23 protein-coding genes and 1 pseudogene are annotated in these 22,763 nt (G+C 68.2%); 17 read left to right on the top strand and 7 right to left on the bottom strand.

The window, feature by feature from the left end; genetic code table 11:
• The 4 genes from ABEA43_RS62065 to ABEA43_RS62050 all read left to right on the top strand — a co-directional run.
• On the top strand, nucleotides 1-321 hold a 321-nt coding region (locus ABEA43_RS62065; protein WP_345578332.1), incomplete at its 5' end, for a WYL domain-containing protein.
• 244 nt (nucleotides 322-565) lie between these two features.
• Nucleotides 566-895 carry an ArsR/SmtB family transcription factor gene (locus ABEA43_RS62060; RefSeq protein WP_345578329.1) on the top strand — a complete coding sequence of 110 codons (330 nt, stop codon included), beginning with the start codon at nucleotides 566-568 and terminating at the stop codon, nucleotides 893-895.
• Entirely contained in the window at nucleotides 892-1,161 is a 270-nt protein-coding gene (locus tag ABEA43_RS62055; protein WP_345578326.1) for a hypothetical protein, read from the top strand. The genes ABEA43_RS62060 and ABEA43_RS62055 overlap by 4 nt, the downstream gene beginning before the upstream one ends.
• A gap of 123 nt (nucleotides 1,162-1,284) precedes the next feature.
• Complete coding sequence (locus ABEA43_RS62050; protein ID WP_345578323.1) at nucleotides 1,285-3,507, top strand: MMPL family transporter; 2,223 nt, start codon at nucleotides 1,285-1,287, stop codon at nucleotides 3,505-3,507.
• On the opposite strand, the gene ABEA43_RS62045 is transcribed toward ABEA43_RS62050, so the two are convergent.
• A complete protein-coding gene (locus ABEA43_RS62045) occupies nucleotides 3,407-3,901 on the bottom strand; it encodes a Tn3 family transposase (protein WP_345578344.1) in 495 nt (164 codons plus the stop codon). The genes ABEA43_RS62050 and ABEA43_RS62045 overlap by 101 nt on opposite strands.
• Nucleotides 3,902-4,059: 158 nt before the next feature.
• Here ABEA43_RS62045 and ABEA43_RS62040 point away from each other — a divergent pair.
• From ABEA43_RS62040 to ABEA43_RS62025, 4 genes and pseudogenes are all read left to right on the top strand, one after another.
• Nucleotides 4,060-4,299: pseudogene (locus tag ABEA43_RS62040) on the top strand (Tn3 family transposase); the annotation flags it as partial.
• A 242-nt stretch (nucleotides 4,300-4,541) separates the two neighbouring features.
• Complete coding sequence (locus ABEA43_RS62035) at nucleotides 4,542-5,978, top strand: N-acyl homoserine lactonase family protein (RefSeq protein WP_345578319.1); 1,437 nt, start codon at nucleotides 4,542-4,544, stop codon at nucleotides 5,976-5,978.
• Nucleotides 5,975-6,631: a TetR/AcrR family transcriptional regulator gene (locus tag ABEA43_RS62030; protein ID WP_345578316.1), complete on the top strand. Its 657-nt coding sequence runs from the start codon at nucleotides 5,975-5,977 to the stop codon at nucleotides 6,629-6,631. The genes ABEA43_RS62035 and ABEA43_RS62030 overlap by 4 nt, the downstream gene beginning before the upstream one ends.
• Nucleotides 6,628-6,996 carry a hypothetical protein gene (locus ABEA43_RS62025; RefSeq protein ID WP_345578313.1) on the top strand — a complete coding sequence of 123 codons (369 nt, stop codon included), beginning with the start codon at nucleotides 6,628-6,630 and terminating at the stop codon, nucleotides 6,994-6,996. The genes ABEA43_RS62030 and ABEA43_RS62025 overlap by 4 nt, the downstream gene beginning before the upstream one ends.
• Before the next feature lie 490 nt (nucleotides 6,997-7,486).
• Here the strand turns inward: ABEA43_RS62025 and ABEA43_RS62020 are convergent, their stop codons facing one another.
• A complete protein-coding gene (locus tag ABEA43_RS62020; RefSeq protein WP_189142964.1) occupies nucleotides 7,487-7,792 on the bottom strand; it encodes a DUF1330 domain-containing protein in 306 nt (101 codons plus the stop codon).
• Nucleotides 7,793-7,980: 188 nt separating this feature from the next.
• Between ABEA43_RS62020 and ABEA43_RS62015 the strand changes: the two genes are divergently transcribed.
• Both ABEA43_RS62015 and ABEA43_RS62010 read left to right on the top strand, forming a co-directional pair.
• Nucleotides 7,981-8,883: a LysR family transcriptional regulator gene (locus tag ABEA43_RS62015; RefSeq protein WP_345578308.1), complete on the top strand. Its 903-nt coding sequence runs from the start codon at nucleotides 7,981-7,983 to the stop codon at nucleotides 8,881-8,883.
• A 255-nt stretch (nucleotides 8,884-9,138) separates the two neighbouring features.
• Nucleotides 9,139-9,723, top strand: a complete 585-nt coding sequence (locus tag ABEA43_RS62010) for a dihydrofolate reductase family protein (RefSeq protein ID WP_345578305.1) — start codon at nucleotides 9,139-9,141, stop codon at nucleotides 9,721-9,723.
• A 254-nt stretch (nucleotides 9,724-9,977) separates the two neighbouring features.
• On the opposite strand, the gene ABEA43_RS62005 is transcribed toward ABEA43_RS62010, so the two are convergent.
• Complete coding sequence (locus ABEA43_RS62005; protein WP_345578301.1) at nucleotides 9,978-10,985, bottom strand: RNA polymerase subunit sigma-70; 1,008 nt, start codon at nucleotides 10,983-10,985, stop codon at nucleotides 9,978-9,980.
• Between the two features lie 557 nt (nucleotides 10,986-11,542).
• Between ABEA43_RS62005 and ABEA43_RS62000 the strand changes: the two genes are divergently transcribed.
• Nucleotides 11,543-12,487: an NADP-dependent oxidoreductase gene (locus ABEA43_RS62000; RefSeq protein ID WP_345578298.1), complete on the top strand. Its 945-nt coding sequence runs from the start codon at nucleotides 11,543-11,545 to the stop codon at nucleotides 12,485-12,487.
• A gap of 217 nt (nucleotides 12,488-12,704) precedes the next feature.
• On the opposite strand, the gene ABEA43_RS61995 is transcribed toward ABEA43_RS62000, so the two are convergent.
• The gene (locus ABEA43_RS61995) at nucleotides 12,705-13,940 is read right to left on the bottom strand and encodes a hypothetical protein (RefSeq protein ID WP_345578295.1); all 1,236 of its coding nucleotides are present in this window, start codon (nucleotides 13,938-13,940) and stop codon (nucleotides 12,705-12,707) included.
• 336 nt (nucleotides 13,941-14,276) lie between these two features.
• Between ABEA43_RS61995 and ABEA43_RS61990 the strand changes: the two genes are divergently transcribed.
• The 4 genes from ABEA43_RS61990 to ABEA43_RS61975 all read left to right on the top strand — a co-directional run bounded on the left by ABEA43_RS61990 (nucleotide 14,277) and on the right by ABEA43_RS61975 (nucleotide 17,814).
• Entirely contained in the window at nucleotides 14,277-14,417 is a 141-nt protein-coding gene (locus tag ABEA43_RS61990) for a dihydrofolate reductase family protein (protein ID WP_345578292.1), read from the top strand.
• Between the two features lie 44 nt (nucleotides 14,418-14,461).
• On the top strand, nucleotides 14,462-14,785 hold the full coding sequence (locus tag ABEA43_RS61985) for a YciI family protein (RefSeq protein WP_345578289.1): 324 nt from the start codon (nucleotides 14,462-14,464) through the stop codon (nucleotides 14,783-14,785).
• Nucleotides 14,782-16,008, top strand: a complete 1,227-nt coding sequence (locus ABEA43_RS61980) for an RNA polymerase sigma factor (RefSeq protein ID WP_345578286.1) — start codon at nucleotides 14,782-14,784, stop codon at nucleotides 16,006-16,008. Before ABEA43_RS61985 ends, ABEA43_RS61980 begins: the two co-directional genes overlap by 4 nt.
• Before the next feature lie 375 nt (nucleotides 16,009-16,383).
• Entirely contained in the window at nucleotides 16,384-17,814 is a 1,431-nt protein-coding gene (locus ABEA43_RS61975; protein ID WP_345578283.1) for an MFS transporter, read from the top strand.
• Nucleotides 17,815-17,929: 115 nt separating this feature from the next.
• Here ABEA43_RS61975 and ABEA43_RS61970 read toward each other — a convergent pair whose 3' ends face one another.
• A complete protein-coding gene (locus tag ABEA43_RS61970; protein ID WP_345578280.1) occupies nucleotides 17,930-18,823 on the bottom strand; it encodes an NADP-dependent oxidoreductase in 894 nt (297 codons plus the stop codon).
• A 70-nt stretch (nucleotides 18,824-18,893) separates the two neighbouring features.
• On the opposite strand from ABEA43_RS61970, the gene ABEA43_RS61965 reads away from it, so the two are divergent.
• Nucleotides 18,894-19,538 carry a TetR/AcrR family transcriptional regulator gene (locus tag ABEA43_RS61965; RefSeq protein ID WP_345578277.1) on the top strand — a complete coding sequence of 215 codons (645 nt, stop codon included), beginning with the start codon at nucleotides 18,894-18,896 and terminating at the stop codon, nucleotides 19,536-19,538.
• A 57-nt stretch (nucleotides 19,539-19,595) separates the two neighbouring features.
• Here ABEA43_RS61965 and ABEA43_RS61960 read toward each other — a convergent pair whose 3' ends face one another.
• Entirely contained in the window at nucleotides 19,596-20,189 is a 594-nt protein-coding gene (locus ABEA43_RS61960) for a VC0807 family protein (RefSeq protein WP_345578274.1), read from the bottom strand.
• A 25-nt stretch (nucleotides 20,190-20,214) separates the two neighbouring features.
• Here ABEA43_RS61960 and ABEA43_RS61955 point away from each other — a divergent pair, with 25 nt between their 5' ends.
• The gene (locus ABEA43_RS61955; protein ID WP_345578271.1) at nucleotides 20,215-20,538 is read left to right on the top strand and encodes a TetR-like C-terminal domain-containing protein; all 324 of its coding nucleotides are present in this window, start codon (nucleotides 20,215-20,217) and stop codon (nucleotides 20,536-20,538) included.
• 470 nt (nucleotides 20,539-21,008) lie between these two features.
• Here ABEA43_RS61955 and ABEA43_RS61950 read toward each other — a convergent pair whose 3' ends face one another.
• Nucleotides 21,009-22,544, bottom strand: a complete 1,536-nt coding sequence (locus ABEA43_RS61950; protein WP_345578268.1) for an alpha/beta hydrolase — start codon at nucleotides 22,542-22,544, stop codon at nucleotides 21,009-21,011.
• Nucleotides 22,545-22,763: the final 219 nt, after the last annotated feature.

Raw genomic sequence — 22,763 nt, 5'->3', positions numbered from 1 at the left:
GGGCAGGCCACTGCCCTGCCCGACCCGCCAGATCCAGCACAGATGGGCAGCACGGGCATCGCGCTGAGGCCCTACCCGGTGCGGGTGACCATTCGCCTGGCCGTACCGGCCGATGAGGCCCGCAGGCTGGTACCACCAACGGTCGGCGTCCACCACCCGGACGGCGATGACGCCACGATCATCGACATCGGCGGGCCAGACGCCGACGGCCTGGCCCGCTACCTGCTCAGCCTCGGCCGACCACTCCAGATACTGCACCCAGAAGAGGTCCGCCAGGCATTCCTCACCCGCACACAACAACTCCTCAAGGACAACCAGTAACACCAACACCCGCCGATCGCCGACACGGCTACCGGCAGGGACGGATGTTGCCAGCCACCATGAAGTGCGACTGCGATCTTGACTGTCTCAATCGAGGATCGCTCAACGAGACACGCCGCGCCGCGACCCTGTCGGTCAGGGTGTGCAGCGCGGAGGCGAACGCTCTGTCGTGCGGGGGTTCTGGACAAAAGGCAATTACTTCTAGGCACCTGCTAATGTTCGTTGGCATGTGCTGGAGGTTGAGGTGAGCGATCCCGCGCCGACGGGAGACGATCTGGTGCGGGTGATGGCCACCCTGTCCAGCCCGCACCGGCTGCGCGTCATCGCGGCCCTCGCAGGCGGCCGGAATTACGTGAGCCGACTGGCGCGTGAGCTCGGCATCAGCAGGGCGCTGCTCCAGGTCCACCTGAAGAAGCTGGAGGCCGCCGGTCTGGTTTCCTCGCAGCTGGAGCTGTCGGAAGAAGGAAAGGCAATGAAGTACTACGAGCTACGCAGGTTCTCGGTCCATCTGACGCCGGAGCTCATCCTGGACGCCGTACGGACGCTGACCACCGAGAAGGGCTCGGAGCGATGAACGAGCACGAGTGGCAGGAAGTCATCGGCACCATCGGCATGTTCGTCCTGATCACCGCCGTAATCGTCACGGTCATCTGGCAATTCGCCATCTCCTGGCGGGCCAAGGCTCAGCTGGCACGCGAGGCGGAGTACAAGAAGATCGCTGAGACCGCCGCCGCCTCCCAGCAGGACATCGGGCGGCAACTCGCCGAGATCAATGACCGGCTCTCGGCGCTGCGCGAGCGTACCGACGCCATTGAGCTGGTGCTCAAGGTTGTCGAGTAGCCCCTAGACACGGTGCCGGGCCGCCGAGGTGCAACTCGACGGCCCGGGAGTGGGGGAGACGTACCACCTCGCCGGCAGGCGAGTTCCATAGGAGCACTCCACCAAGAAAGAGGAGAGCAGTTCATGCTGCCCGAAAGCAAATCGGCCCCTCGCGTCAGCACGCCGCCCGGCCCCGCGCCGGCCAGGGCCGGGGTGATCGCGGCCGTCGCGGGCTGGTCGGTTCGGGACCGCACCCTGGCCATCGCCGGCTGGCTCGCGCTGGTCCTGGCCGCCGTGCTGTCCAGCACGCTGGTCTCAGGTGACGACGCGCGCGCCGTCGACCCCGGCGAGGCAGGCCGCGCCCAGCAGATGGTGGACGCCCAGCGCAGCGACAACTCCGTACGGGAGAACGTGCTGATCCAGCCGCGTGATGACACAGGCCGCTTCTCCGACGACCCGAAGCTGCGCGCCGCCGCGAAAGACCTGGTGACCCTGCTGCGCCGGACACCGGAGGCAGTCCGGGACATCGGCTCGCCGCTGGCGGCGCACGGCGAGCGCTGGTTGTCACGCGACGGTCGTTCCGGGCTGGTCACCTTTGAGGTGGCCGGTCCAGACGAACGGTTCGACGACAACTACGCCGCTGCCATCGCTGCCGTGGAGCAGGCCCAGCGGCGCCATCCTGGGGTGCGCTTCAGCCAGGCGGGTGACCGCAGCCTGTCCGGTGCGGTCGACGAGGGCATCAAGAACGACCTCGGGCGCGCCGAGACGACGTCCCTGCCACTGACCATCGTGATCCTGCTGGCTGTGTTCGGCTCGCTGATCGCCGCCGGGATTCCGCTCCTGCTGTCGGCGACCGTCGTGGCGGCCACGTTCGGACTGCTGGGGTTCATCGGGCAGTGGGTGCCGTTCAACGGCGCCGCCTCAGCCATCGTGCTGCTGATCGGCATGGCCGTCGGCACCGACTACTCGCTGTTCTATCTGCGCCGGGTCCGGGAGGAACGCGCCGCGGGCCATGACGTGCGTGAGGCGCTGCGGCGTACCGCCGAGACGTCGGGGCACGCGATCGTGGCCTCCGGATTGACCGTGATGCTCTGCCTGGTCGGGCTGCTGTTCACCGGCGTGGACGTCTTCAAGGGCCTGACCGCGGGCACGGTCCTGGTTGTCGGCCTGGCCGTGCTCGGCTCGCTGACGGTGTTGCCCGCGCTGCTGGCCGTTCTGGGGCACCGGGTGGATTGGGCTCGCATCCCCTGGCTGGGCCGGCGCAGGATCGCGGCCGGCGAGTCCCGCGTCTGGGGGCAGGTGGCCCGCGCCGTGGTCGCCAGGCCGGTGCTGAGCGGGGCCGCCATGAGCATGGTGCTGCTGGTGCTGGCGCTGCCCGTGCTCGGCATCCGGCTCCAGGACGCGGCCGTGACCGCCAGCCTGCCGCCCGGCATCTCCCCGGCGGTGGACGCCGCGACCGCGATGCAGCGCGAATTTCCCGGCGCGGCGACGGCGGCCCGTGTGGTCCTCGCACGCGGGGACGGCGGCTCGGTCGACACCCAGCAGGTGCGCGCCGCGATCGATGGGCTGCATCGGCAGGCAGCCGCCAGCGGCGGCCTGCTGCTCGAACCGATCACCGCTGTCCCGGTCGGCCACGCGATGGTGGTGCGAGTGCCGCTGGCCGGGGCCGTCACCGACCCGGTGGCCGATCGGGCGCTGGCCATGCTGCGCGAGCGGGCGCTGCCCGCGACGTTCGGGCAGGTGACCGGCGTCTCCTACGCCGTGACGGGCAAGACCGCCACGCCCCACGACTTCGCCGTGCAGGTGAACGACCGAACCCCGATCGTGGTCGCCTTCGTCCTCGCCCTGGCGTTCGTGTTGCTCGCCGTGATGTTCCGGTCGTGGACGATCCCGCTGGTGTCGATCCTGCTCAACCTGCTGTCCATCGGCGCCGCGTGTGGGGTATTGGTCTGGGTCTTCCAGGACGGCCATCTGGAGTCGCTGCTGGGGTTCGGTTCCTATGGCGGGGTGGTGAGCTGGCTGCCGCTGTTCATGTTCGTCATCCTGTTCGGGCTGAGCATGGACTACCACATTTTCATTCTCAGCCGCATCAAGGAACGCCGGCTCGGCGGAGCCTCCGCCCGCGAGGCGATCGTCGGCGGCATCGCGGCCAGCGCCGGGGTCGTCAGCGGCGCGGCGTTCATCATGATCGGCGTCTTCACGGTCTTCGTGACGCTGTCCGCCATCGAGTACAAGATGCTGGGGCTGGGCATGGCGGTTGCCATCCTCATCGACGCGACCGTGGTCCGCGGCGTGCTGCTGCCGGCCGCGATGGCACTGCTCGGAGAGCGAACCTGGAGGCGACAACCCGCGACGCCGACGCCGTAGTGGGCAGCGCCGGTGTGCCGGACGGTGTCCCGCCCGGCCGCAGCACCCGGCACTCACCCACCAAGCCTTCGATCTCCTGGCTCGACGGGACCATGACCTCCATCGGCGGCACGCAACTGTTCCGCGCGGCCTTGCCGTAGAAGATGTCCTTGTTGGCCGAATTCCAATTCTCCACCACGTTGAGGCCCTCGTGGATCTCGCGCCGCAGTTCCTCCTCAGCGAGGTAGTCGCAGATGAAGACAGTGCGGATCACCCGGCCGAGCTCCTCGATGGCCCGGTAGGTGGGGTGCTTGGGGCCGCCGCGGGTGAAGCGGCGCAGCATCTGGTGGGCCTCGGCGGTGCGCAGCCGCAACGCGGTCGCATATTTGATCATCTGGTCGTACTGGTTGGCGATCAGCTCTCAGTCGATGGTCTTGCCTGACAGGACGCCGTCAAGCTGAGGCCAGGCCTCGCCCTCACTCAGGCCTGGCCGGTACAGGCGGGCCAAGCCGATGTTCTTCAGCCGGGCAGCAGCTTGAAGTCCAGGCAAAACCAACGGTCGAAGCGCCGACGTATTTGTCGGCGATCGTGGACCAGGTGCGTGCCCAGGGTGTGCCGGTCAAGGATGAGGACGTGGCGCGGCTGTCCCCACTGGGCCACGCCCACCTCAACTGCCTGGGACGCTACGCGATCGCTTCCTCGGCTCCGGACAAGGGCCTGCGGCCGCTCGGAGTGGCGGCGCCGGCCCCCGGTCAAGATCGGGTCGAAGCCTTCCGCTTACGGCCCAGTCTGGATTGCAGGACGAGGAACTAGCGCACGCCGTAGGCGGCCGCCATGGTTTCGGCGCTGAACGCGACGGTGCACCCCGCTTCTTGCGTACCAGGAGGACTGCGGCACGAGGTGATCATGGCTGCCCTATTATGTAAACGCATCCGTATGCGTTTACGAAATGAGGTGGCCGGATGTTGAAGTCTCTAGGCAAGATCGGGTTACTCGTTCCCGCCTTTGCGGTCGGCGCTGCCTGGTTGGTTGTCCTGCGGTTGAAGGACGTGCCGGTGCCGTTACTGGTCGTCTATGGGCTGCTGCTGGTCGGATTGGTGGTCGGGCTGTTGTGGCCCGGTGTGCTCGGCCGGCTCGCCACGCGGCGCCGGGTGCTGGCGTTCATCGGGGTTCCGGTCGGCCTGGGCACGCTGGGGCTTTACCTCGGGGTCGTCTACTACGTCACGGACCTGCCGGTGCTGCTCGCCCTGGCCGCTACCGCATGCCTGGCATGGGCGGCGGCCGCCTTCCTGCGCGGACGCCGGGCGGCGGGCGGCCGGAGTGCCCGGAGCACCAGGCGCGCCTTCCTAGCAGGCGGTGCCGGGCTGGTGCTGGGAGTGCTGAGCGGATTGTCCGTCGATCGGGTGGAACGGCAGCGACGCGAGGTGCTGGCGCGGGGCGAGCAGGAGCGGCAAGCGGCCGTGCGCGCCCCGGGCGCGCGGCGGCGGATCGTCGACGGCGCCGTACGGGTGTTCCCGATTCACACCGGCGACACCGTCGTCACCTACGGCCAGTTCTACGGCGGTCTGGATGGCTGGGAAGGGCTGAACGGCTACCTGCGCACCCTGGTGGACAAGGCGCAGATCGCGGTGCCGGTCTACGCCTACCTCATCGACCACCCCAGGCACGGCCTCATGCTGGTCGACACCGGCGTCAACGGGGAACAAGCCCACGATCACGACGGGTACTACAACCACAACCGGATGGTCTCGCGCCTGCTGACCCAGCGCGACGAGTACCGGCTGACCCCCGAGCAGGACCTGCGGGTCCGCCTGGCCCGGCTCGGCTACGACGCCAAGGAGATCACCACCGTGTTCCTCACCCACGTCCACGACGACCACGCGGGAGGGCTGCGCTACCTGCCCCAGGCAACAGTGGTGCTGGACCGCCGCGACTGGGAACACGGCACGGTCTACCCGTACTCCTTCGACCTGGTCAAGGACAACCTCTCCTTCCCCGCCTTCGACTCCGGCGCCTTCGGTGCCTTCCCCGACAGCCAGGACCACTTCGGTGATGGCAGCCTCATCCTGCTGCCCACCCCCGGCCACTCGCCCGGCCACATGTGCGTGCTCCTGCGCCTGGACGCCGGCAACGTGCTGTTCATGGGCGACACCCTCTACACCCTGCCCCACCTGGCCACAGATCAGGTTCGCCAAATGACCATCGGCGGCGCCGACACGACCCACCAGATCGAGTCCGCCCGGCGCATCCAGCACCTGCTGGCCTCCGGCCCCGCCACCGTGCCGTTGTTCGCCCACGACAACACCCGCTACCAGTCCGACCTGGTCGTCTCCGCGTTCGCTCACGGGACGCCCGGCAAGGAGGGGCTGCGGGAGTTGCGCCGATACATGGAGGCCGTCCTCACCTCCGGCTGGCGGCTGCGGCCCGGGCACACCCCCCGCTTCGTGCCGCCGGCGTCCGGCACGGGCTTGGGACGGGTGGAGCTCCGATGACCTCTACGCGGCGCACCCGGGGTAGGCCCCGTGACCCCGAGGCCGACGAGGCGATCATGAAGGCGGCGCTGGAGCTGTTCGTGGAACGCGGCCTGGAGGGCGCGAACTTCGAGCAGATCGCCAAGCGCGCCGGCGTGGCCAAGGTGACCGTCTACCGGCGCTGGTCGTCGAAGGAGGAACTGCTCATCCAGGCGATCGAGCAGGCCCGCACCCTCGTCCCCGAGGCCGACATCTGGGCCAGCGCCGACGCCACGGCGCAGCCGGTCGAGGAGCGGCTCATGGACTCCTGGGTGCGCACCTTCGGCGACGCCCGCTTCCGGGCGATCCTCGCCCAGCTCATCGGCTCCAGCGTCACCCAGCCGTCGCTGCTGGCCACCTACCGCGAGCAGTACATCCAGCCCCGCCGCCAGCTGATCCACGCCGCGCTGGAACGCGCCCGCCGCGACGGCCGGCTGGCCGCCGACGCCGACCTCGACACCGTGATCGACATGGTCGTCGGCGCGGCCATGTACCGCATGCTCATCGACCCGGACACACCAGCCGACCCCGCCGCCACACGCCAGTACCTGCAGGCCGTCCTCCGCCAAGCCGACCGGCTGCTGCGGCTCCCCGACGTGCCCCATCGACAGGAAGAAGGACAAGAACCCGCATGACCGGATACATCGACGTCCAGCAGCACATGATCCCCGCCGACTACGCGCGCTGGCTGCGCGAGCATGGGGTCCACGCTCCCGGCGGGCGCGAGCTGCCCGAGTGGAGCCCTGCACTGGCGCTGGAGTTGATGGACCGCCAGGGCATCGCCGCCGCGATCCTGTCCGCCAGCCCGGCCGCGCTGCCCTCACTGCTCGCGTTCGCCAAGCCTGGGCACGTGCTGTACGCCAGCGACTGGCCCTTCGTCCCCGAACTCGCCGTCTCCTACTTCAACGGCCACCTCCGGAATTCCGACCAGGACACCACCGCCATCGGCCACCGCAACGCCCACCTGCTGTTCAGCCGCCTGTCTGAGGCCAGACGCTGACCTCCGCCGACGGCTTGGCCGCAGCGTGAGCAGGGCTCACGGGGAACGGGCCTTCGCGGTAGATCTGTGGCATGACCATCTGATCCCCGAAGCAGGGCGGCCGGCTCCAGCGCGCCATCCTGGCGCAGCCCCTGGGCAACTTCAACAACAGGAGAACCGCAGATCGAAACCCCTCGAAAGAGGCCTTGACCTGCGGTTCTTCAACTGTATGTCAGTACTCTGAGTAGCCCCGACGTCTGGACCGATCTGTCGTGCTGAGAAGCGGTTCGCTTCGGGCGAGGGTGAGTTTCGTCGACGAGGTCAGCGAGACAGTCCAGCTGGCCCGGACGTCGCGTCGCTTCTTCGATCCGCCCGGCAGGGATCAGGCCGTCGAGGACGTCGACGACGAACTGGGACGCGGGGCATGGCTTCGAACTTGTCTCGTGAGTCGTCGTTCAGCACCGTGTGCGTATCAGGTGACGGATGCTCAGCGATGGCTGGGGCCCGCCGGTCAGTCGATGCCTTCGATGATGCGGAAGTCGCGCTCGAAGCCGTCGGGGAGGGCCACCAGCGCCTTCTGGTACGCCTCGCTCTCGTATGCCGCGACGGCCTGTTCAAAGCTGTCGAACTCGATCAGAACGACGCGTTGCGTGATTCCGGCCTCGTGGGCGACGACTCGACCGCCACGGGACGGGATCCGGGACAGGACGCGCCCGCCCCCAGCCTGGACAGCCGGACCGGCCAGCTTGTCGTAGGCAGTCAGCCTCTCAGGGTCGGAAATGGCGGGGTAGACACTGACCCAGTAGCCCTTAGCCATGCAAACCTCCTGTGTTCGGCCGGACATGTCCGACTTCGAATTGACACTCAGATCGATCGACCCCGGCGACGGGTACTGCGGTCAGTTGAATCGTCATATGCGCAGGTTAGGGCTTGATGTGCGGTCGAGGGAAAGACCGGTACGGGATAGACTCAGAACGGATCGTTATCAATCGGCAGGGAGGGCACGTGCCGCCGGATACGGTGAGCCTGCGCTACTTCCTGGTGCTGGCGCAGGAGCTGAACTTCACCCGCGCGGCCGCACGGATCGGTATCGCACAGCCCGCACTCAGCGCCCGGATGCGCCGATTGGAGGCGGAACTCGGTACGGCCCTGCTGGTCCGCAACACGCGTAGCGTCGTATTGACCACGGCCGGTGCGGCTTTGGTGGAGTCCGCGCCGCCCGCGCTGGCGGCGCTGGACCGGGCATGGGACACCGCCCGCAGCGCGGCGGCCGGTGAGCTGGGCACGCTGCGCATCGGATACAGCCTCAGCGCCGGGGCCGAGACGGCACCGGCCCTGGTGGACAGGCTGATTCGCGGCAACAGCGGACTCCAGGTCGGCGCGGTCCCGATGGCGACACCGGAGATCTCCCCCGCGGTCGCCGACGGCCGCATCGATGCGGGGATCACCCGCGGTGAACAGCCGGGCCGTGGCGTGCGCCGGTTTCTGCTGCGGCGTATGCGCGTCGGGGTCCAGCTGGCGCAGTACCATCCGCTGGCCGAACACCCGGAGATCGAGATCGCCGACGCGGCCGCGTATCCGCTGCGACTCCCGGACCGTGCGGCCAACCCCGTGATCCACGATCAGCTGTCCGCCTTGTTCCGAGACACCCGGCCACACCCCCGATTCCACACGCCCGCAGTCTCTTTCGACATGTCTCAGCGCGACCTGCGCGACGGGGTCACCCTCGCCCCGGCCGGAGAAGCCGCGATCACGGCACAACCGGCCGGCCTCACCTGGCGACCGCTGCGGGGCGCGCCCAGCCTGACGATCCACCTGGTCCTCCCACGCGAGCAGTCGCCGCTACACCGCCGCATCCGTGCCGTCGCCAAAACCCTGGCGCACGAGCTGCACTGGCTGCCGGACTGACACGCAAGAGGTCAAGCGAGACGGACGCCTGCGGTGGCAAGGCCGAAAACCTTGCGCCCGGCGGACTTCGCGGTGACGACGACGACGGCGGTCTTGACGTCGGTCAATGCTTAACGCCAACCACTGTTCCACCCCGAGGCCGGAGTACGCCGTGCTGAGTCCGGAACGCGAGGACCACCAGCGGACGCAGACCGATTAGGTTTCCGCGCCGCGCCCGTCTGTACGTGTGAGATCGACTCACGAGAGGCTGGCACGATGCGGAAACTGATCTTCGCCATGAACGTGACCCTGGACGGCTACATCGCCGCGCCCGGCGACGACCTCGGCTGGAGTGGAGGGGAGGGACCGGACTCATCGCCGAGCGACGAGCTGTTCCAGTGGTGGTCCGACCGGGTTGACGCGACGGGCCTGGCCCTGTACGGGCGCAAGCTGTGGGAGGCGATGAGCTCCCCCTGGCCGACCGCCGACAAGCAGCCGGGTGCCACACCGGCGGTGATCGAGTTCGCCCGCCGCTGGCGGGACATGCCGAAGGTGGTGTTCTCCGCTACGACCAGCACGGTCGACTGGAACACCCGCCTGGTCACCGGCGACGCGGTCACCGAGATCACCAGGCTCAAGGCCGACGACGGCGGCCCCATGGACATCTGCGGCGCCACACTCGCCGCGGCGGCCATGCGGGCCGGGCTGATCGACGAGTACGCGATCGTCACCCATCCGGTCCTGGTGGGCGGCGGCACGCCGTTCTTCACCGCCTTGGACAACTGGGTGAAACTGACCCTGGTGGAGACCCGGACGTTTCCCGGCGGCGTGCTGCTGACCCGGTACGAGACGAGGCGATGAGCACGGGCCACATGCTCGGCTCGTGAGGCCGGGTCGAAGTCCTTCCTGGCGTGCTCACCGTGACCCTCGGCGGTGAGGGAACCTTTTCCCGGCCCTTCCTTGCGTTCCGAGTGAGCTGTTGACCGACTCGCTGGAGATGACGATGTTCTTCGAGCATGAAGATGCCCCGCCGGCAACGCCGGCGGGGCGGTGATGGTCAGCTGGTCGGGGTGCTCATTCCGCGCTGGACTCGTCGATGACGGGGACTTGTCTGATCACAGCGTCGCGGGCAGGCTCAGCCATGGTTTGTCGGTGGCGTCGAATCCGGTGAGCTCGGCGATCTTCCCGTCGACGATGTGCAGGACCGCGATGGTGAACAAACGGTATTCCGGGTCGCCGGGGGCGCGGAGGTACAGCGCGGCGGCAGGCATGCGGTTGACTGTCGTGGCGATGCAGCGCCAGTCGTCGTAGCCACGCTGGAAGAGCCCATTGGAGACCCAGCCGTCCACCGCGTCCTTGGCCGTGACGACCAAGGTGCCCGGATCGGGCAGCATCGCGAAGCGCAGGTCGTCGCGCAGCAGGGACATCAGCCCGTCGAGGTCGTTGCGCTCATGGGCGTCCATATACGACTTCACCACGCTGCGCTCGTCATCCGACAGCTCGTGCGTGGCAGGGCTCCGCCAGTCGAGGCGGCGGTCCGGCAGCTGCTCGCGCATCCTCACGCGCGCCCGCTGCAGTGCGCTGGTCACCGATGCGACGGTCAGCTCGAGGGCGTCGGCGGCCTTCGACGCCGGCCAGCCGAGGACGTCGCGCAGGATGAACACCGCCCGCTGCCTCGGCGGCAGGTGCTGGACGGCGACGATGAACGCCAGCTCGATCGTCTCCCGCGCCACCACCGATTCCTGCGGGTCCTCCGGGAGCATCCGGTCCGGGTAGGGCTGCAGGTACAGCACCTCGGAGCCGGGATCCGGCAGCTCGGCAGGCACGGGTGTGCGGTCGTTGCGCTTCTCCAGGAAGTCGAGGCAGGCGTTCGTCGCAATCCGGTGCAGCCAGGTCCGCAGCGCAGCGTGGCCCTTGAACGACTCCCGCTTGTTCCACACCCGCAGGAACGTCTCCTGCGTCATGTCCTGGGCGTCCTCGTAGTTCGCGAGCATCCGGTAGCAGTGCACCTGCAGCTCACGCCGGTAGCGCTCCGTGATGAGCGCGAACTGTGCTGCGTCATTTGAGCGGGCCGCCGTGATGAACGCGGCCTCGTCGTCGCCCAGCAGTCTGGCGTCGGTCATGGTCGTCAATCCTTCCGTGAGTGGCGAGGGGCTACCACAACTGACGACGTGGCGGAGGATTTCTGAGCGGTGAAGCCGCTGGCACCGGGCCGTTCGTCAGGCCGGATGGGTCGGGTCGATCCAGGGTACGTGTTCGGGTCGGGCACACCCTCGATGTCGAGGTGGGTCCCCGTAGTGCTGGGGAAAGATCGGGCGGATACGGCTGGTCTGGCTGATCGCCCAGTGCAGCGGCCGATCCCAGCCGGCGTCGCGGGACACCTGCGGGTAGCGGCGCAGTTTTTCGTTCGCCGACTCCCGCTCGCTTTGAACAGCAGTTCGGTGGTCATCAAGGTGCCGAACAGCTCCGGCACGTCATCCGCGGCCCGCGCCGACAACGCCACCACCGTGGCCACGAGCACCGCGAGCTTGCGCTCCAGCAGCAGCGTCGCCTTTCCGGACATGCCGTGCGTGGCCAGGGCGAGGGCTATTTGCTTCGAGTTCGAAGCAGTGCTATCTTCATCTCAATGAAGTGCTTCGAATCCGAAGCATACTGATTCCCTCGAGGAAAGAAGTTCGTCATGAAGGCAGTGCGATTCCACGAGTACGGCGATGCTGATGTCCTGCGCTTCGAGGACGTGGCGCTGCCCGTCCCGAGGGCTGGTGAGGTTCGCATCCGGGTCGCGGCGACGTCGTTCAACCCGGTCGACGCCGGTATCCGCAGCGGTGGTCTCCAGGGCCCGTTCCCGGTGACGCTCCCGCACACGCCGGGCATCGACGTCGCCGGAACGGTCGACGCGCTCGGTGACGGCGTCGATGCGGTGGCGGTCGGTGACAAGGTCGTCGGATTCCTCCCGATGATCGGCGACGGCGCAGCTGCTGAGTACGTCATCGCGCCCGCCGAGGTCCTGACGGCCGCGCCTTCGAGCGTGGCGCTTGCTGACGCGGCGGCCCTGCCACTGGTGGGCCTGACCGCATGGCAGGCACTGTTCGAAATCGGCGAGCTCACCGCCGGGCAACGCGTGCTCATCACCGGCGCCGGAGGCGCTGTCGGTGCCTACGCGGTGCAGCTGGCGAAGAACGCCGGCGCGTACGTCATCGCCACGGCGAGCCCGCGCAGCGCGGACCGGGTCCGGGCCGCCGGTGCCGACGAGGTCCTCGACCACACCGTGACCGACGTGGTGGGTGCAGTGACCGAGCCGGTCGACCTCCTGCTCAACCTCGCACCGATCGAGCCCTCGCAGCTCGCCGACCAGGCCGCTCTCGTGCGGTCCGGTGGGGCCGTGGTCAACACCACGGTGTGGATGCAGGCGCCGAGCGACGAAACGCGCCATGTGCGCGGGGTCAACGTCTTCGTCCGGAGCGACGCCAAGCAGCTCGCCGGGCTCGTGGCGGCGATCGACAGAGGCGAGCTTCACATCGACATCAGCCGCCGTGTCCAGCTCAAGGACCTCCCGGCCTTCCACGCGGAAGCCGCCGTTGGTCCCGTGTCCGGCAAGGTCGTCGTCCTCGCGCCGACCGCCTGACCCTCTCCTTGAACCGAACGGAACCGTACACGTCCCTCACCCTGGATCCCGAGGTCGCCGAAGCCATGGCCTCAATGGGCGAAGCGATGGCCGGCATGACCCCGCCGGTCGTCGGCGACGTCGGCGGACGACGCGCCATGCGAAGGTGACCCTGCAGGCGATCGGCCGCCCGCCGACGGCCGACATGATCGCCGCCGAATGAATGGCGACTGCCGTACTAGTTGACGATCTTGACTCTGAACTCGTCGCCTTCGATCACTCGATTGTCGTAGTAGAAGACCTGCAGGTCGTTGCCACCCTCCCTGTTCTGGTCCTCGGGGATCATGCAGACGTTGTAGCCACCGGAATCAGTGATCCCTCGCCGCGCGAGCCATTTCACCTTGCAGTCGATCGCCAATTGACCGGTCTGGAAATTGAAGATGAAGAAGGTCCGGCCGTATGGCTGGTTCGCCGCGCCTTGTTTCGTCGATCGGAAGGGGTACTCGTCACACGACATCCCCGGTGGTCGCATATAGAGGGCGCCGTCGTCCGGCGGGCATGCGATCCGGCCGTTTCGCTCCGCCAGCTCCTGGCTTCCCTTTTCCAGCAGGTCCGGCAGTTTATGGTTGATCGCGAGCTCGATGTGCCTGGCGTACTGGGGAAACCTCTGCCGGGAGATCTCGTGGGTCGGTATCACGTCTTCGTAGGCGCAACCGGCCGGCCTGTTGCCGATCGTTGAGTCGCACCGGTGTCGCGAGGCTGCCACCGTGGTCGGATTGCTCTGCAGCGGAGTGCAGAACGGGCAGGTGAAGGTGAAGGTCCACGCCGAGCCTGCGGTCCAGACGTCATCGGACCCGTGGATCTCCGAGTCGAACGTGGCGATGCCGCTGTGTGAAGCGGGCGGCTCCGCCGATCCGCCGACGAGCGTGCCTCCGACGGGTACACATTCGATGACGCACACACCGGTGCCTGCGACGGTCACGCCTTTGACGAGTCCCCACGAGCTGGTGGACGTGATGGTGAAGTTGTGGCGCCACCGGTCGGCTCGGCCGCTGAGGAACACCTCAGTTTTGACGACGTAGTCGATCGTCCCGACGACAACCCCGTCCGGTTTCGTGAAGATGATGAGCCGGCCGGAGTAATCGGTGCACGACGAGAGGCGCTTGAGGATTTCCGCGCCGAAGCAGAGACCTGCTGCTGCCGCCGCGCTGCTCGTGCCGGTCGATCCGGCCGCCGACGAGCTGGAGCGTACGCAGTTGACCATCCCCGATCCGGATTTGTCCGCCCGTTGTAGCAGGTCGGCGATGTGATTCTTGGCATTGGCACAGTCCGGGGCCCGAACAACGGCCTGGTCCGCGAGCGGGGCAGATGACGCGCCGGCCTTTGGCGCGGCCGCGGCCGCTACCGGGGAAACAACGGCGAGCAATCCGAGCGCCACCAGCGCGCCAATGGCCAGCATTTTCTTACGGAGCATCCGTTCTCCTTGTACGTCAATGAGACGGCATGACACGGATAGTTCGCACGAACCGGAGTCGGGGGATGACAGATTCGATCATCTGCGCGAGATGTGCAGGTGGTCGTAGGGTCCACGGGTTGATGTCGTGGGCCGCCGGCGTAGACCGCCAGGCGGGCAACGGACCAGCTGCGGTGTTGGGCGACCAACAAGGTCGCCCACGAGGGCGGCGCCGAGGTGAATGAAGCTGATGACCGTGGCTCAGGTCACCATCGATGGAGCGATGAGGTCCCAAGTACGTTTCGTCGGCCACGTTCTCCGCGCCGCGTTGAGAGGACACGACCGTTCTCCGCGGCCATGGGTGAGCTGCAGGTGCACGGCAGTGGCATCCTGGCCCGGTGGTTGCTGAAGAATGATCTGGTCGACGAGAGGATTCCGATTGTGGTCCCGGGGATCCTCGGCCAGGGCGCGCGATTGTTCCCGGAGGCCGGCCCCTGACCACCGAACCACGCTGTTGTGACACCACAGGAGATGATCTTCAGATGCAATACCTGGTTTCCGTGATCGATGACAAGAGCAATCCCGGCAGCACGGACAGGCGGCCTGCCATCAGCGCGTTCAACGAACGGCTCCAGGCCGAGGGCTACTGGGTTTTCTCGGGTGGACTCGCGGACACCGACGCGGCCACGGTCATCGACAACCGGGGTGGGGAGGCGGTGGTCACCGACGGGCCCTTTCTGGAGTCGAAGGAGTACCTCGCCGGCGTCTGGGTGTGGGAGGCCCCCGATCTGGATGTGGCGCTCAAGCTCGCCGCCGAGGCGTCGAAGGTCTGCGATCGGAAGATCGAGGTGCGGCCGTTCCTGTGAGCGACGTGAAAGAGGCCATCACCCAGGCCCACCAGGAGGAGTGGGCGCGGGTGGTCGCCGCCCTGACCAGGCGTTTCGGTGACCTCGACATCGCCGAGGAGGCGGCCGCCGAAGCGTTCGCGACCGCCGTGCAGCGGTGGCCGGCCGACGGCGTGCCGCCCAACCCCGGCGCCTGGCTGACCACCACCGCCACCCGCAAGGCCATCGACCGGCTCCGCCGCGAGAACAAACGCGAGGACAAGCACAAGGAGGCCCACCTTGCGTACGACACCACCCCACCCGAGCCGGTCGGCGTCATCGACGACGACCGGCTCCGCCTGATCTTCACCTGCTGCCACCCGGCTCTGGCGATGCCGGCCCGCCTGGCCCTGACCCTGCGCATGCTCGGTGGCCTGACCGTGCCCGAGATCGCCCGCGCGTTCCTGGTCCAGGAAACCACCATGGAACAGCGCATCACCCGCGCCAAAGCCAAGATCAAAGCCGCCCGCATCCCCTACCGGATGCCCTCCGCCGACGACCTGCCGACACGTGTCTCCGGCGTCCTGGCCGTGCTGTACCTCCTCTACAACGAGGGCTACCTGGCCACCGGCCCCGGCACCGACCCCATCCGCCACGACCTGACCACCGAGGCGATCCGCCTCACCCGCCAGATCCGCACCCTCCTGCCGCAGGATGGCGAGGTAACCGGCCTGCTCGCCCTGATGCTCCTCATCGAAGCCCGCCGCCCCACCCGGATCACCGCCGACGGCGAACTCATCACCCTCGACCAGCAGGACCGTCATGCCTGGGACCCGGAACTGATCGCCGAAGGGCATCGGCTGGTACGCGAACGCCTCGCCACCGGGATCGCGCCCGGCCGCTACCAGATCCTTGCCGCGATCAACGCCGTGCACACCTCCGCCCGCGACATCCTCGCCACCGACTGGTCACAGATCCTCGCCCTCTACGACCAGCTCACCCACCTCGACCCCTCACCGATCATCGCCCTCAACCGCGCCATCGCCGTCGCTGAACTCGACGGCCCCGAGGTGGCACTGGCCATCATCGACCGCCTCGAACCCAGCCTGGCCGGCTACCACGCCTACCACGCCACCCGCGCCGACCTGCTCCGCCGCCTCGGCCGCGACCACGAAGCACGCACCGCCTACGACCAGGCCATCGACCTGGCCGGCAACACCGCCCAGACCGCCTCCCTCACCCGCCGCCGCGACCAACTGCAGTAGCACCCAAAGGCGACGCGCGAACGCCATTGACCCGTTCAGACGCCGACTCTTCTCGCCGAGCAACGGCGCAGGATTCGGGGGCGCCGGGTTGCGGCGGCCGTAGAGACGCGGTGTCGTCCTCGTGCACCGCACTCGGATCCGTCCTTGCGGTAGGCGTCGAGCCGCCCGGTCACGTTCCCTCTTGCTCCATCGGCCACGCTCCTGCTCGCAGGTGGTCATGTACTGGCCCCACGTCAGGCCCGATATCGATCCAGAGAACGCCGGAAGATCTCGACGAAATTTTTGCGGGCGGTGTCGGATCGGGCCGGGGGTGTTCGTAGGGGTGGTGAGAGGCCGCCCAGGAGGGGCGCCTCGGGTAAGGGAAGGACGTTCCTGATGACCACCTTGACGGAGCCGGGCACCGTCACCACACGCCGCTCCAACCGCCTGATGTGGGCGATCCTGGGACTGGTGCTGCTTGCCGAAGCCCTCGACGTGATCGATGCGACCGTCACGAACATCGCCGCCCCCACCATCGCCCGCGAGCTCCACGGCGGCGAAGGTCTGATCAAGTGGTTGGGAACGTCGTACATGCTCGCCATGGGTGTCCTGCTCCTGGTCGGCGGACGGCTGGGTGACAAGTTCGGCCAACGCCGGCTTTTCCTGATCGGCATGAGCGGGTTCACCCTGGCTTCGGCGGTCGCCGGATTCTCCCCCAACCCGGGCCTGCTCATCGCCGCCCGGGTTGCCCAAGGAGCGTTCGGGGCTCTGCTCATCCCGCAAGGCATGGCGATCATGACGAAAGCGTTCAGCCGCGACATGCTCGCCAAGGCGTTCGGGCTGTTCGGCCCGATTCTCGGCCTCTCCAGCGTCGGCGGCCCGGTCCTGGCCGGATTCATCATCAGCGCCGACCTGTTCGGTCTGTCCTGGCGCCCGATCTTCCTCGCGAACATCATCCTTGGCGGCGTCGGGCTGGTCATCGCCGCCAAGATCCTGCCGCGGGACGACGACAGCGACCGGTCCACCGTCGTCGACGGCTGGGGCTCCGGTCTCCTTGCCGTAGCCATGCTCGGGCTGCTGTACGGCCTGATCGAGGGCTCGACCAACGGCTGGAGCGCCGTCCCCGTCGCCTCGATCACCGCCGGCGGCCTGTTCTTCGCTGCCTTCGCCTACCGTCAGCGCACCGCGACCCACCCGCTCATCACGCCCTCGCTCTTGCAGAACCGGGGTTTCACCTCCGGAATGCTCGTGGGCCTGTCCGTCTTCGCCGCCGGCACCGGCCTGATCTTCGTACTGTCGCTGTTCCTGCAGGAGGGGCTGCACGCCAGCCCGCGGGACACCTCGCTCGGCCTGGTACCGCTCACCCTGGGGCTCATCGTCGCCGGATTCGCCGCCATGGGCGGTCTGGTTGCCAAGCTCGGTCGCACCCTCGTCTTCCTCGGCCTCGCCATCGTCCTCGCCGGTTGCGGTTGGCTCCTGGCCCTCGTCGATCACTCCGGGACGAACGTCAGCCTCTGGGCGCCGGCCCCGGCGTTGTTCGTCATCGGCATCGGCATCGGTCTCTGCTTCGTCACGATCCCCACCGTTGCTCTCGGCGACGCGAGCCCTGAGGAAGCCGGCAGCGCCAGCGGCTCGCTCAGCTCGATCCAGCAGCTCGCTTCAGCGATCGGCTCGGCCGCGGTCACCTCGATCTTCTTCCAAGCCGCGACCTCCGGACTGGACCACGCGATGAAGGTCAGTCTCATCGTCGTTCTGGCGGTCACCGCCCTCAGCCTCCCGGTCGTCGCCCTGATGCCCCGTACGGCACCGTCAGAACCCCACCAGTGAGCAGGCGGCGAGGCTGGCCGGCCGACGGAACCCGTTGACCGGCCATCCTCGCCGCGTGGCTGACCACCACTGCCATCGGAACCCCGCGCGCAGCGGCAACTGTGCAGAAATGGGCTCAGACGACCACGACCCGGCGCCCGCGCGTGTGACCGGCTTGGCTGTCGGCATGCGCGGCCGCGGCTTCGGCGAGCGTGTACGACCTCTCGACCGGGATGTGGAGCTTTCCCTGCGAGATGAGGCGGGCGGCCTCGGCGAGCGCGTCCGGCAGGCTCCCGGCCACGCCGGAGAACCGGACACCGAGCTCCGGCGCACCGAGATCGGCGATGGAGATCACCTTCCGCGGATCCCCGGTCAGCTCGACGAGCTCACGGATCACACCCGAGCCGGCCAGATCGAGAGCCGCGTCGACATGGCCGAGCCGCCGCACCCGCTCGACCCAGCCCTCGCCGTACGTCGTGGCGACGGCGCCCAGGCCACGCAGATAGTCCTGGTTCGCGGCTCCGGCCGTGCCGATCACCGTGATGCGGCGTTCGCGGGCGATCTGCAGCACTGCGGATCCGACGCCTCCGGACGCGCCGCTGACCAGCAATGTCTGCCCGGACTGCACACCGACCTGGCGGATGATGCGCAGCGCGGTCTCCACCACGGAGGGGTACCCGGCCGCCTCCTCGAACGTCAGGCCCTCGGGCATCCGGGCCCAGGCCGACAGCACGGCGAACTCAGCATAGGTGCTCGAGCCTTCGCCGAAAACGTGGTCGCCGGCCTCGACCCCTTCGACACCCTCGCCGACCTCGTCCACCACCCCGGAGGCGTCCAGCCCGACGCCGGCGGGCAACTCGATCGGATGGACCTTCTGGAACTGGCCTTCACGCTGCCTCCAGTCGTAGGGATTCACGCCCGCCGCCCGCACGGCGATGCGTACCTGACCGGGGCCCGCGTGGGGCTCCTCGGCGTCTATGAGTTGCAGGACGTCCGGACCGCCGAACTCGGCGAAGCTCACTTTCTTCATGCGGCCGACCGTAACACTAACGGTTAGTTTTTTGAAACTGATGCACCTTTGTATCTGATAGTGTCAGGGCATGACCGTGCCGTCCGGACGCCGTGAGCGTAAGAAGGCCGCGACCCGCCAGAAGATCGCCGACACGGCCCTGCGGCTCTTCCTGGAGCGGGGATATGACGCGGTGGGCATCCGCGACGTGGCCGCCGAGGCCGACGTGGCTGTCACCACGATCTTCTCCCACTTCGCCGCGAAAGAGGCTCTGGTGTTCGAGCAGGACGAGGACTTCGAGCAACGCCTCGCGCAGGCGGTCATCAACCGGCCGCCGCACGAGCCGCTCATCCCCGCGCTGCGCCGCGAGATCCAGGCCCTGGTGCGCCATTGCACGGCGGACGGCGCCGCCCCGATCTGGCGTATGGTCGACGAATCACCTGCTCTGCGGGAGTACGAGGCATCGATGCGGCTGCGCCACGCGGAGTCGCTGGCAGCGGCCATCGCGGCCGACCCCGGCCTGTCACAGAGCGCAACGGCCTGCCGGACGATCGCGAGGTTCGCGATCGACGCCCATTCGCTGGCTCGTGAGGCGGCCGATCCGGAGGCCGCGGTGGACGAGATCTTCCGGATGATCGAGGCGGCTTGGGAGGTCACGTTCCCTCCTCCACATGCGCGAGAAACTGATCCAGGGGCCTTGTCGCCGCCGCCATCCCACGCAGCTCAAACAAGGTAGTCGCCCCGGTTCTCGGCGATCCACCGCGACGAATACCGGTCCGAGAATCACCACCCCTCACGCCGTTGCGGCCTGCTCGCCGCGCTTGCCGTACCACGCGCTCCAGGCGCCGGGCAGGCCGAGCGTGCCCAGCAGCAGCCCGGTGGACAGGCCCGTCATCACGTCGACGGGCAGCAGGTAGACCAGCGGAATGCGGATCGCGGACTCCGCCAGGAGCCCGGCTGCCCACACGAGGGTCATGACCAGGTAGACGCGACGGAAGGCGGGCCGGTCGGCGTACAGGACGTCCCAGCGGGCCGCGATCGCCGCGTCCTCGGCGCCGAAGCGCTTGGCGATGCCGAAGGCGGCGGGTTTGCGGGCCACGCACGTGCCGGCGAGCACCACGGCCAGGACCGCGGTGGTGAGCGACTTGACCGCCAGCAGGAGCCGCTCGTCACCGGTCACGAACGACAACGCCATGCCCAGCGCGAACACCAGGCCGGTGCAGGCGGCGAAGCCATCCAGACGCCGGTCCCTGATGGCGACCCAGGCCACGCGGGCGGCGCCGGTCGCGGTCGCCGCCAGCAGCGCGACGTACTCTCCCACGCCCGCTGCACGCAGTACGTAATAGGCGGCGACGGCGGGCAGCACGTCCAGCAAGGACCTGAGCATCCCGCTGATCGCCGAGCGCTCAGGAGTGCATCAGGCGACCATCTACCGGCGATGGGGCTCCCTGGGCGCACTGGTGGACGACATCGTCACCGAGCAGCTCACCGTCGGCTCCCCGGTGCCCGACACCGGTACTCTGCGCGGCGACCTGGAGGCTTACGCGGCGAGGGTGGCCGAGGACGTGGCTTCGCCCATGGGCATGCTGTACGTCAGGGCGGCGATGGTCGGCTCGAAGGGGCCTGAGGGCGAGGCGTACCTGGTGCAGCGGGCCATACAGCTCGAAACCATGCTCGAACACGCCACGGCCGGGGTGAGCGGCCGCCGAGCCTGCTGGAGCTCCTGGAGGTGGTGATCGCCCCGCTGTACTTCCACCTGATCTTCTTCAACCGGCCAGTCGAGGCCGGGCACGCACGCATGCTTGTTGACCGGGTCCTGAGCCTTCCGCGCCCGGAGTGATCGCCGCCCGGCATGCCGACCCGTTCGCAACCGCCTTGAGAGCCGCAGGCGGGATGCGGTCAATCCTGCGTGGCGACGGCAGCCGGATCGTCCGGTCACACCGAGCGCTGTGGTTGACGTCGGCGCCCGCGCTGATGAGGTGCTCGACGAGCCGAAGGCAGCCGTTCATGGCGGCGCTGCTGCGCCCGCGGACGTCAGCACGCTTGATCGGCCGGTATTCCGGCCCCGTCCGCTGGGGTCGCCGAGTACCACACCCGGCGCGCGGCCCCCGGCCGGCGCACGAGCGCACGGGGGAGCCGCGATGGCGGATGCGTGCTGCTTTTCCTGGCTATGGACGTGTCATTGGTCTGGTCGTGGCCGTTCGGATCAGAGTTCGCATCGGGTCCCTTCTGCTGGGGTTCTGAGGTCGATGAGGTAGGTGGCCACGGTGTTGTTGATGCAGGTGTTGTTGGTCAGGAGGGCGCCGTGCTGTTCGCCTTCGACGGTGAGCAGGCTGCCTCCCAGTGCCTTGGCCAGGTTGATGCCGCCCTGGTGCGGGGTTATGGCGTCGCCGGTGACGGAGACGGTGAGTGTGTCGGGCAGGCCCTTGATGTCGGTGGCGTAGGGGTAGCCGAGTGTCGGTTTGACGGGCCAGTGTTCGCAGGCGTCGCGGGCTTGTTTGACGGGGAGACCGGGGTCGGTGAACGGTGCCGCTTTGTACCATGCCCGGTTCAGTGCGGTCTCTTGCCGGGGTGTGTGGCGTTCCTCGTCGAGGCAGTTGATCGCCATGGTGGCTTCGAGTGAGTCGGGGTAGACGCCGTCGGTGCTTCGTCCGTGGTAGCTGTCGCGGAGCTTTAGCAGGGTGTCGCCTTTGCCGGTTCTCAGGTCGATGATGCCGGTGATGGCGGTGGGCCAGCTCGCCTTGTTGTACAGCGCGGTCTGTACGCCTTCGATGGCTTCCTGGAAGGTCAGGCCGCGCCCATCCGATGTGCGTGCGGGCTTGCCGATCAGTGGTCGGACGAGTTTCTGGAAGGTCTTGGTGGCGCGGCCGGGGTTGGTGCCGAGCGGGCAGTCCTGCTGGGTGGCGCATGAGGCGGCCAGGCGTTCGAACGCGGCCTGCATTCCGGTGGCTTGCTGGATGCGTCGCTCGTGCGTGCCGGCGAGCGGGTCCATCGCGCCGTCGAGGATCAGGGCGCGGACGTTCTTGGGGAACATTTCCGCGTACACGGCGCCGAGCCGGGTGCCGTAGCTGGTGCCGGCGTAGGTGAGTTTCGCATCGCCCAGGACCTGACGCAGTACGTCCATGTCTCGTGCGACGTCGCGGGTGCCGACGTGGGCGAGGACTTGTGTGCCGCCGGAGCGTTCGGCGCATTGCTGGAGGAGCCGGCGGGTCTGCTGTTCGGTCCAGTCGTCGAGGCCAGCTGGGATGGAGGAGAGCTTGGCGCCGCGGTCGCGTTCGGCGTCGGTGTAGCAGTTGAGTGCCGGGGTTGAGGCGCCGACGCCGCGAGGGTCGAATCCGATCAGGTCGAAGCGTTCGGTGATCGGCGAGGTGGCCCATACGGCGGCGATCAGGGCTGCGTGATCGGTGCCGGGGAAGCCGGGGCCGCCGGGGTTCAGGACGAGCGACCCGATCGGGTCCTTGCCGCGTGCGGGCACCCGCAGTAGCGCGATCTCGGCCTGCTTGCCTGTTGGGTTTCGGTAGTTGAGCGGCACTTTGAGGCGGGCGCACTCGGCTTTGACGGGTGGCGCGCCTGGCGGCAGTCGTGGATCGCAGGGCTTGAATGCCGGCTTCTGGCGGTAGAAGCGGTCCAGGCCGGTGCCGGGGGAGGAGGGGGCGGGTTGCTGAGCGCGGGCGTCGTCGGCCTGCCCGCTGGGCTGGCCGGCGCAGGCGCCGAGCAGCAGTGTCAGCGCTGCGGCGCCCATGACGACGGCCGGTCTCGTGCGATATGACATGCGTTTCTCCTGTCGTCGGAGGTGGAAGGCAATTGCGCGGTACCGCGGAGAGCGTGGCCTGCTCACGACGAACTGGAGGGGCCAAGGGTCAGGTAGCTCCCCTCGTCGCGCTGTTCGCGACACCGAGCTAACAGCGTGCCCTTGGGGCACGGTCAAGGAGCGCCGCACAATTGGTCACGGAGTGGGTCG

The organism is Nonomuraea rosea, from assembly GCF_039539705.1.
GTDB lineage: Bacteria > Actinomycetota > Actinomycetes > Streptosporangiales > Streptosporangiaceae > Nonomuraea > Nonomuraea rosea.
This window is presented reverse-complemented; position numbering and strand designations above follow the sequence as displayed.

Bases quoted from the DNA above. Each gene is read 5' to 3' on its own strand.
- ABEA43_RS62055 (WP_345578326.1), top strand. From the start codon at position 892: ATGAACGAGCACGAGTGGCAGGAAGTCATCGGCACCATCGGCATGTTC.
- ABEA43_RS62050 (WP_345578323.1), top strand. From the start codon at position 1,285: ATGCTGCCCGAAAGCAAATCGGCCCCTCGCGTCAGCACGCCGCCCGGC.
- ABEA43_RS62030 (WP_345578316.1), top strand. From the start codon at position 5,975: ATGACCTCTACGCGGCGCACCCGGGGTAGGCCCCGTGACCCCGAGGCC.
- ABEA43_RS62025 (WP_345578313.1), top strand. From the start codon at position 6,628: ATGACCGGATACATCGACGTCCAGCAGCACATGATCCCCGCCGACTAC.
- ABEA43_RS62020 (WP_189142964.1), bottom strand. From the start codon at position 7,792: ATGGCTAAGGGCTACTGGGTCAGTGTCTACCCCGCCATTTCCGACCCT.
- ABEA43_RS62010 (WP_345578305.1), top strand. From the start codon at position 9,139: ATGCGGAAACTGATCTTCGCCATGAACGTGACCCTGGACGGCTACATC.
- ABEA43_RS62005 (WP_345578301.1), bottom strand. From the start codon at position 10,985: ATGACCGACGCCAGACTGCTGGGCGACGACGAGGCCGCGTTCATCACG.
- ABEA43_RS62000 (WP_345578298.1), top strand. From the start codon at position 11,543: ATGAAGGCAGTGCGATTCCACGAGTACGGCGATGCTGATGTCCTGCGC.
- ABEA43_RS61995 (WP_345578295.1), bottom strand. From the start codon at position 13,940: ATGCTCCGTAAGAAAATGCTGGCCATTGGCGCGCTGGTGGCGCTCGGA.
- ABEA43_RS61990 (WP_345578292.1), top strand. From the start codon at position 14,277: ATGGGTGAGCTGCAGGTGCACGGCAGTGGCATCCTGGCCCGGTGGTTG.
- ABEA43_RS61985 (WP_345578289.1), top strand. From the start codon at position 14,462: ATGCAATACCTGGTTTCCGTGATCGATGACAAGAGCAATCCCGGCAGC.
- ABEA43_RS61975 (WP_345578283.1), top strand. From the start codon at position 16,384: ATGACCACCTTGACGGAGCCGGGCACCGTCACCACACGCCGCTCCAAC.
- ABEA43_RS61970 (WP_345578280.1), bottom strand. From the start codon at position 18,823: ATGAAGAAAGTGAGCTTCGCCGAGTTCGGCGGTCCGGACGTCCTGCAA.
- ABEA43_RS61965 (WP_345578277.1), top strand. From the start codon at position 18,894: ATGACCGTGCCGTCCGGACGCCGTGAGCGTAAGAAGGCCGCGACCCGC.
- ABEA43_RS61960 (WP_345578274.1), bottom strand. From the start codon at position 20,189: ATGCTCAGGTCCTTGCTGGACGTGCTGCCCGCCGTCGCCGCCTATTAC.
- ABEA43_RS61950 (WP_345578268.1), bottom strand. From the start codon at position 22,544: ATGGGCGCCGCAGCGCTGACACTGCTGCTCGGCGCCTGCGCCGGCCAG.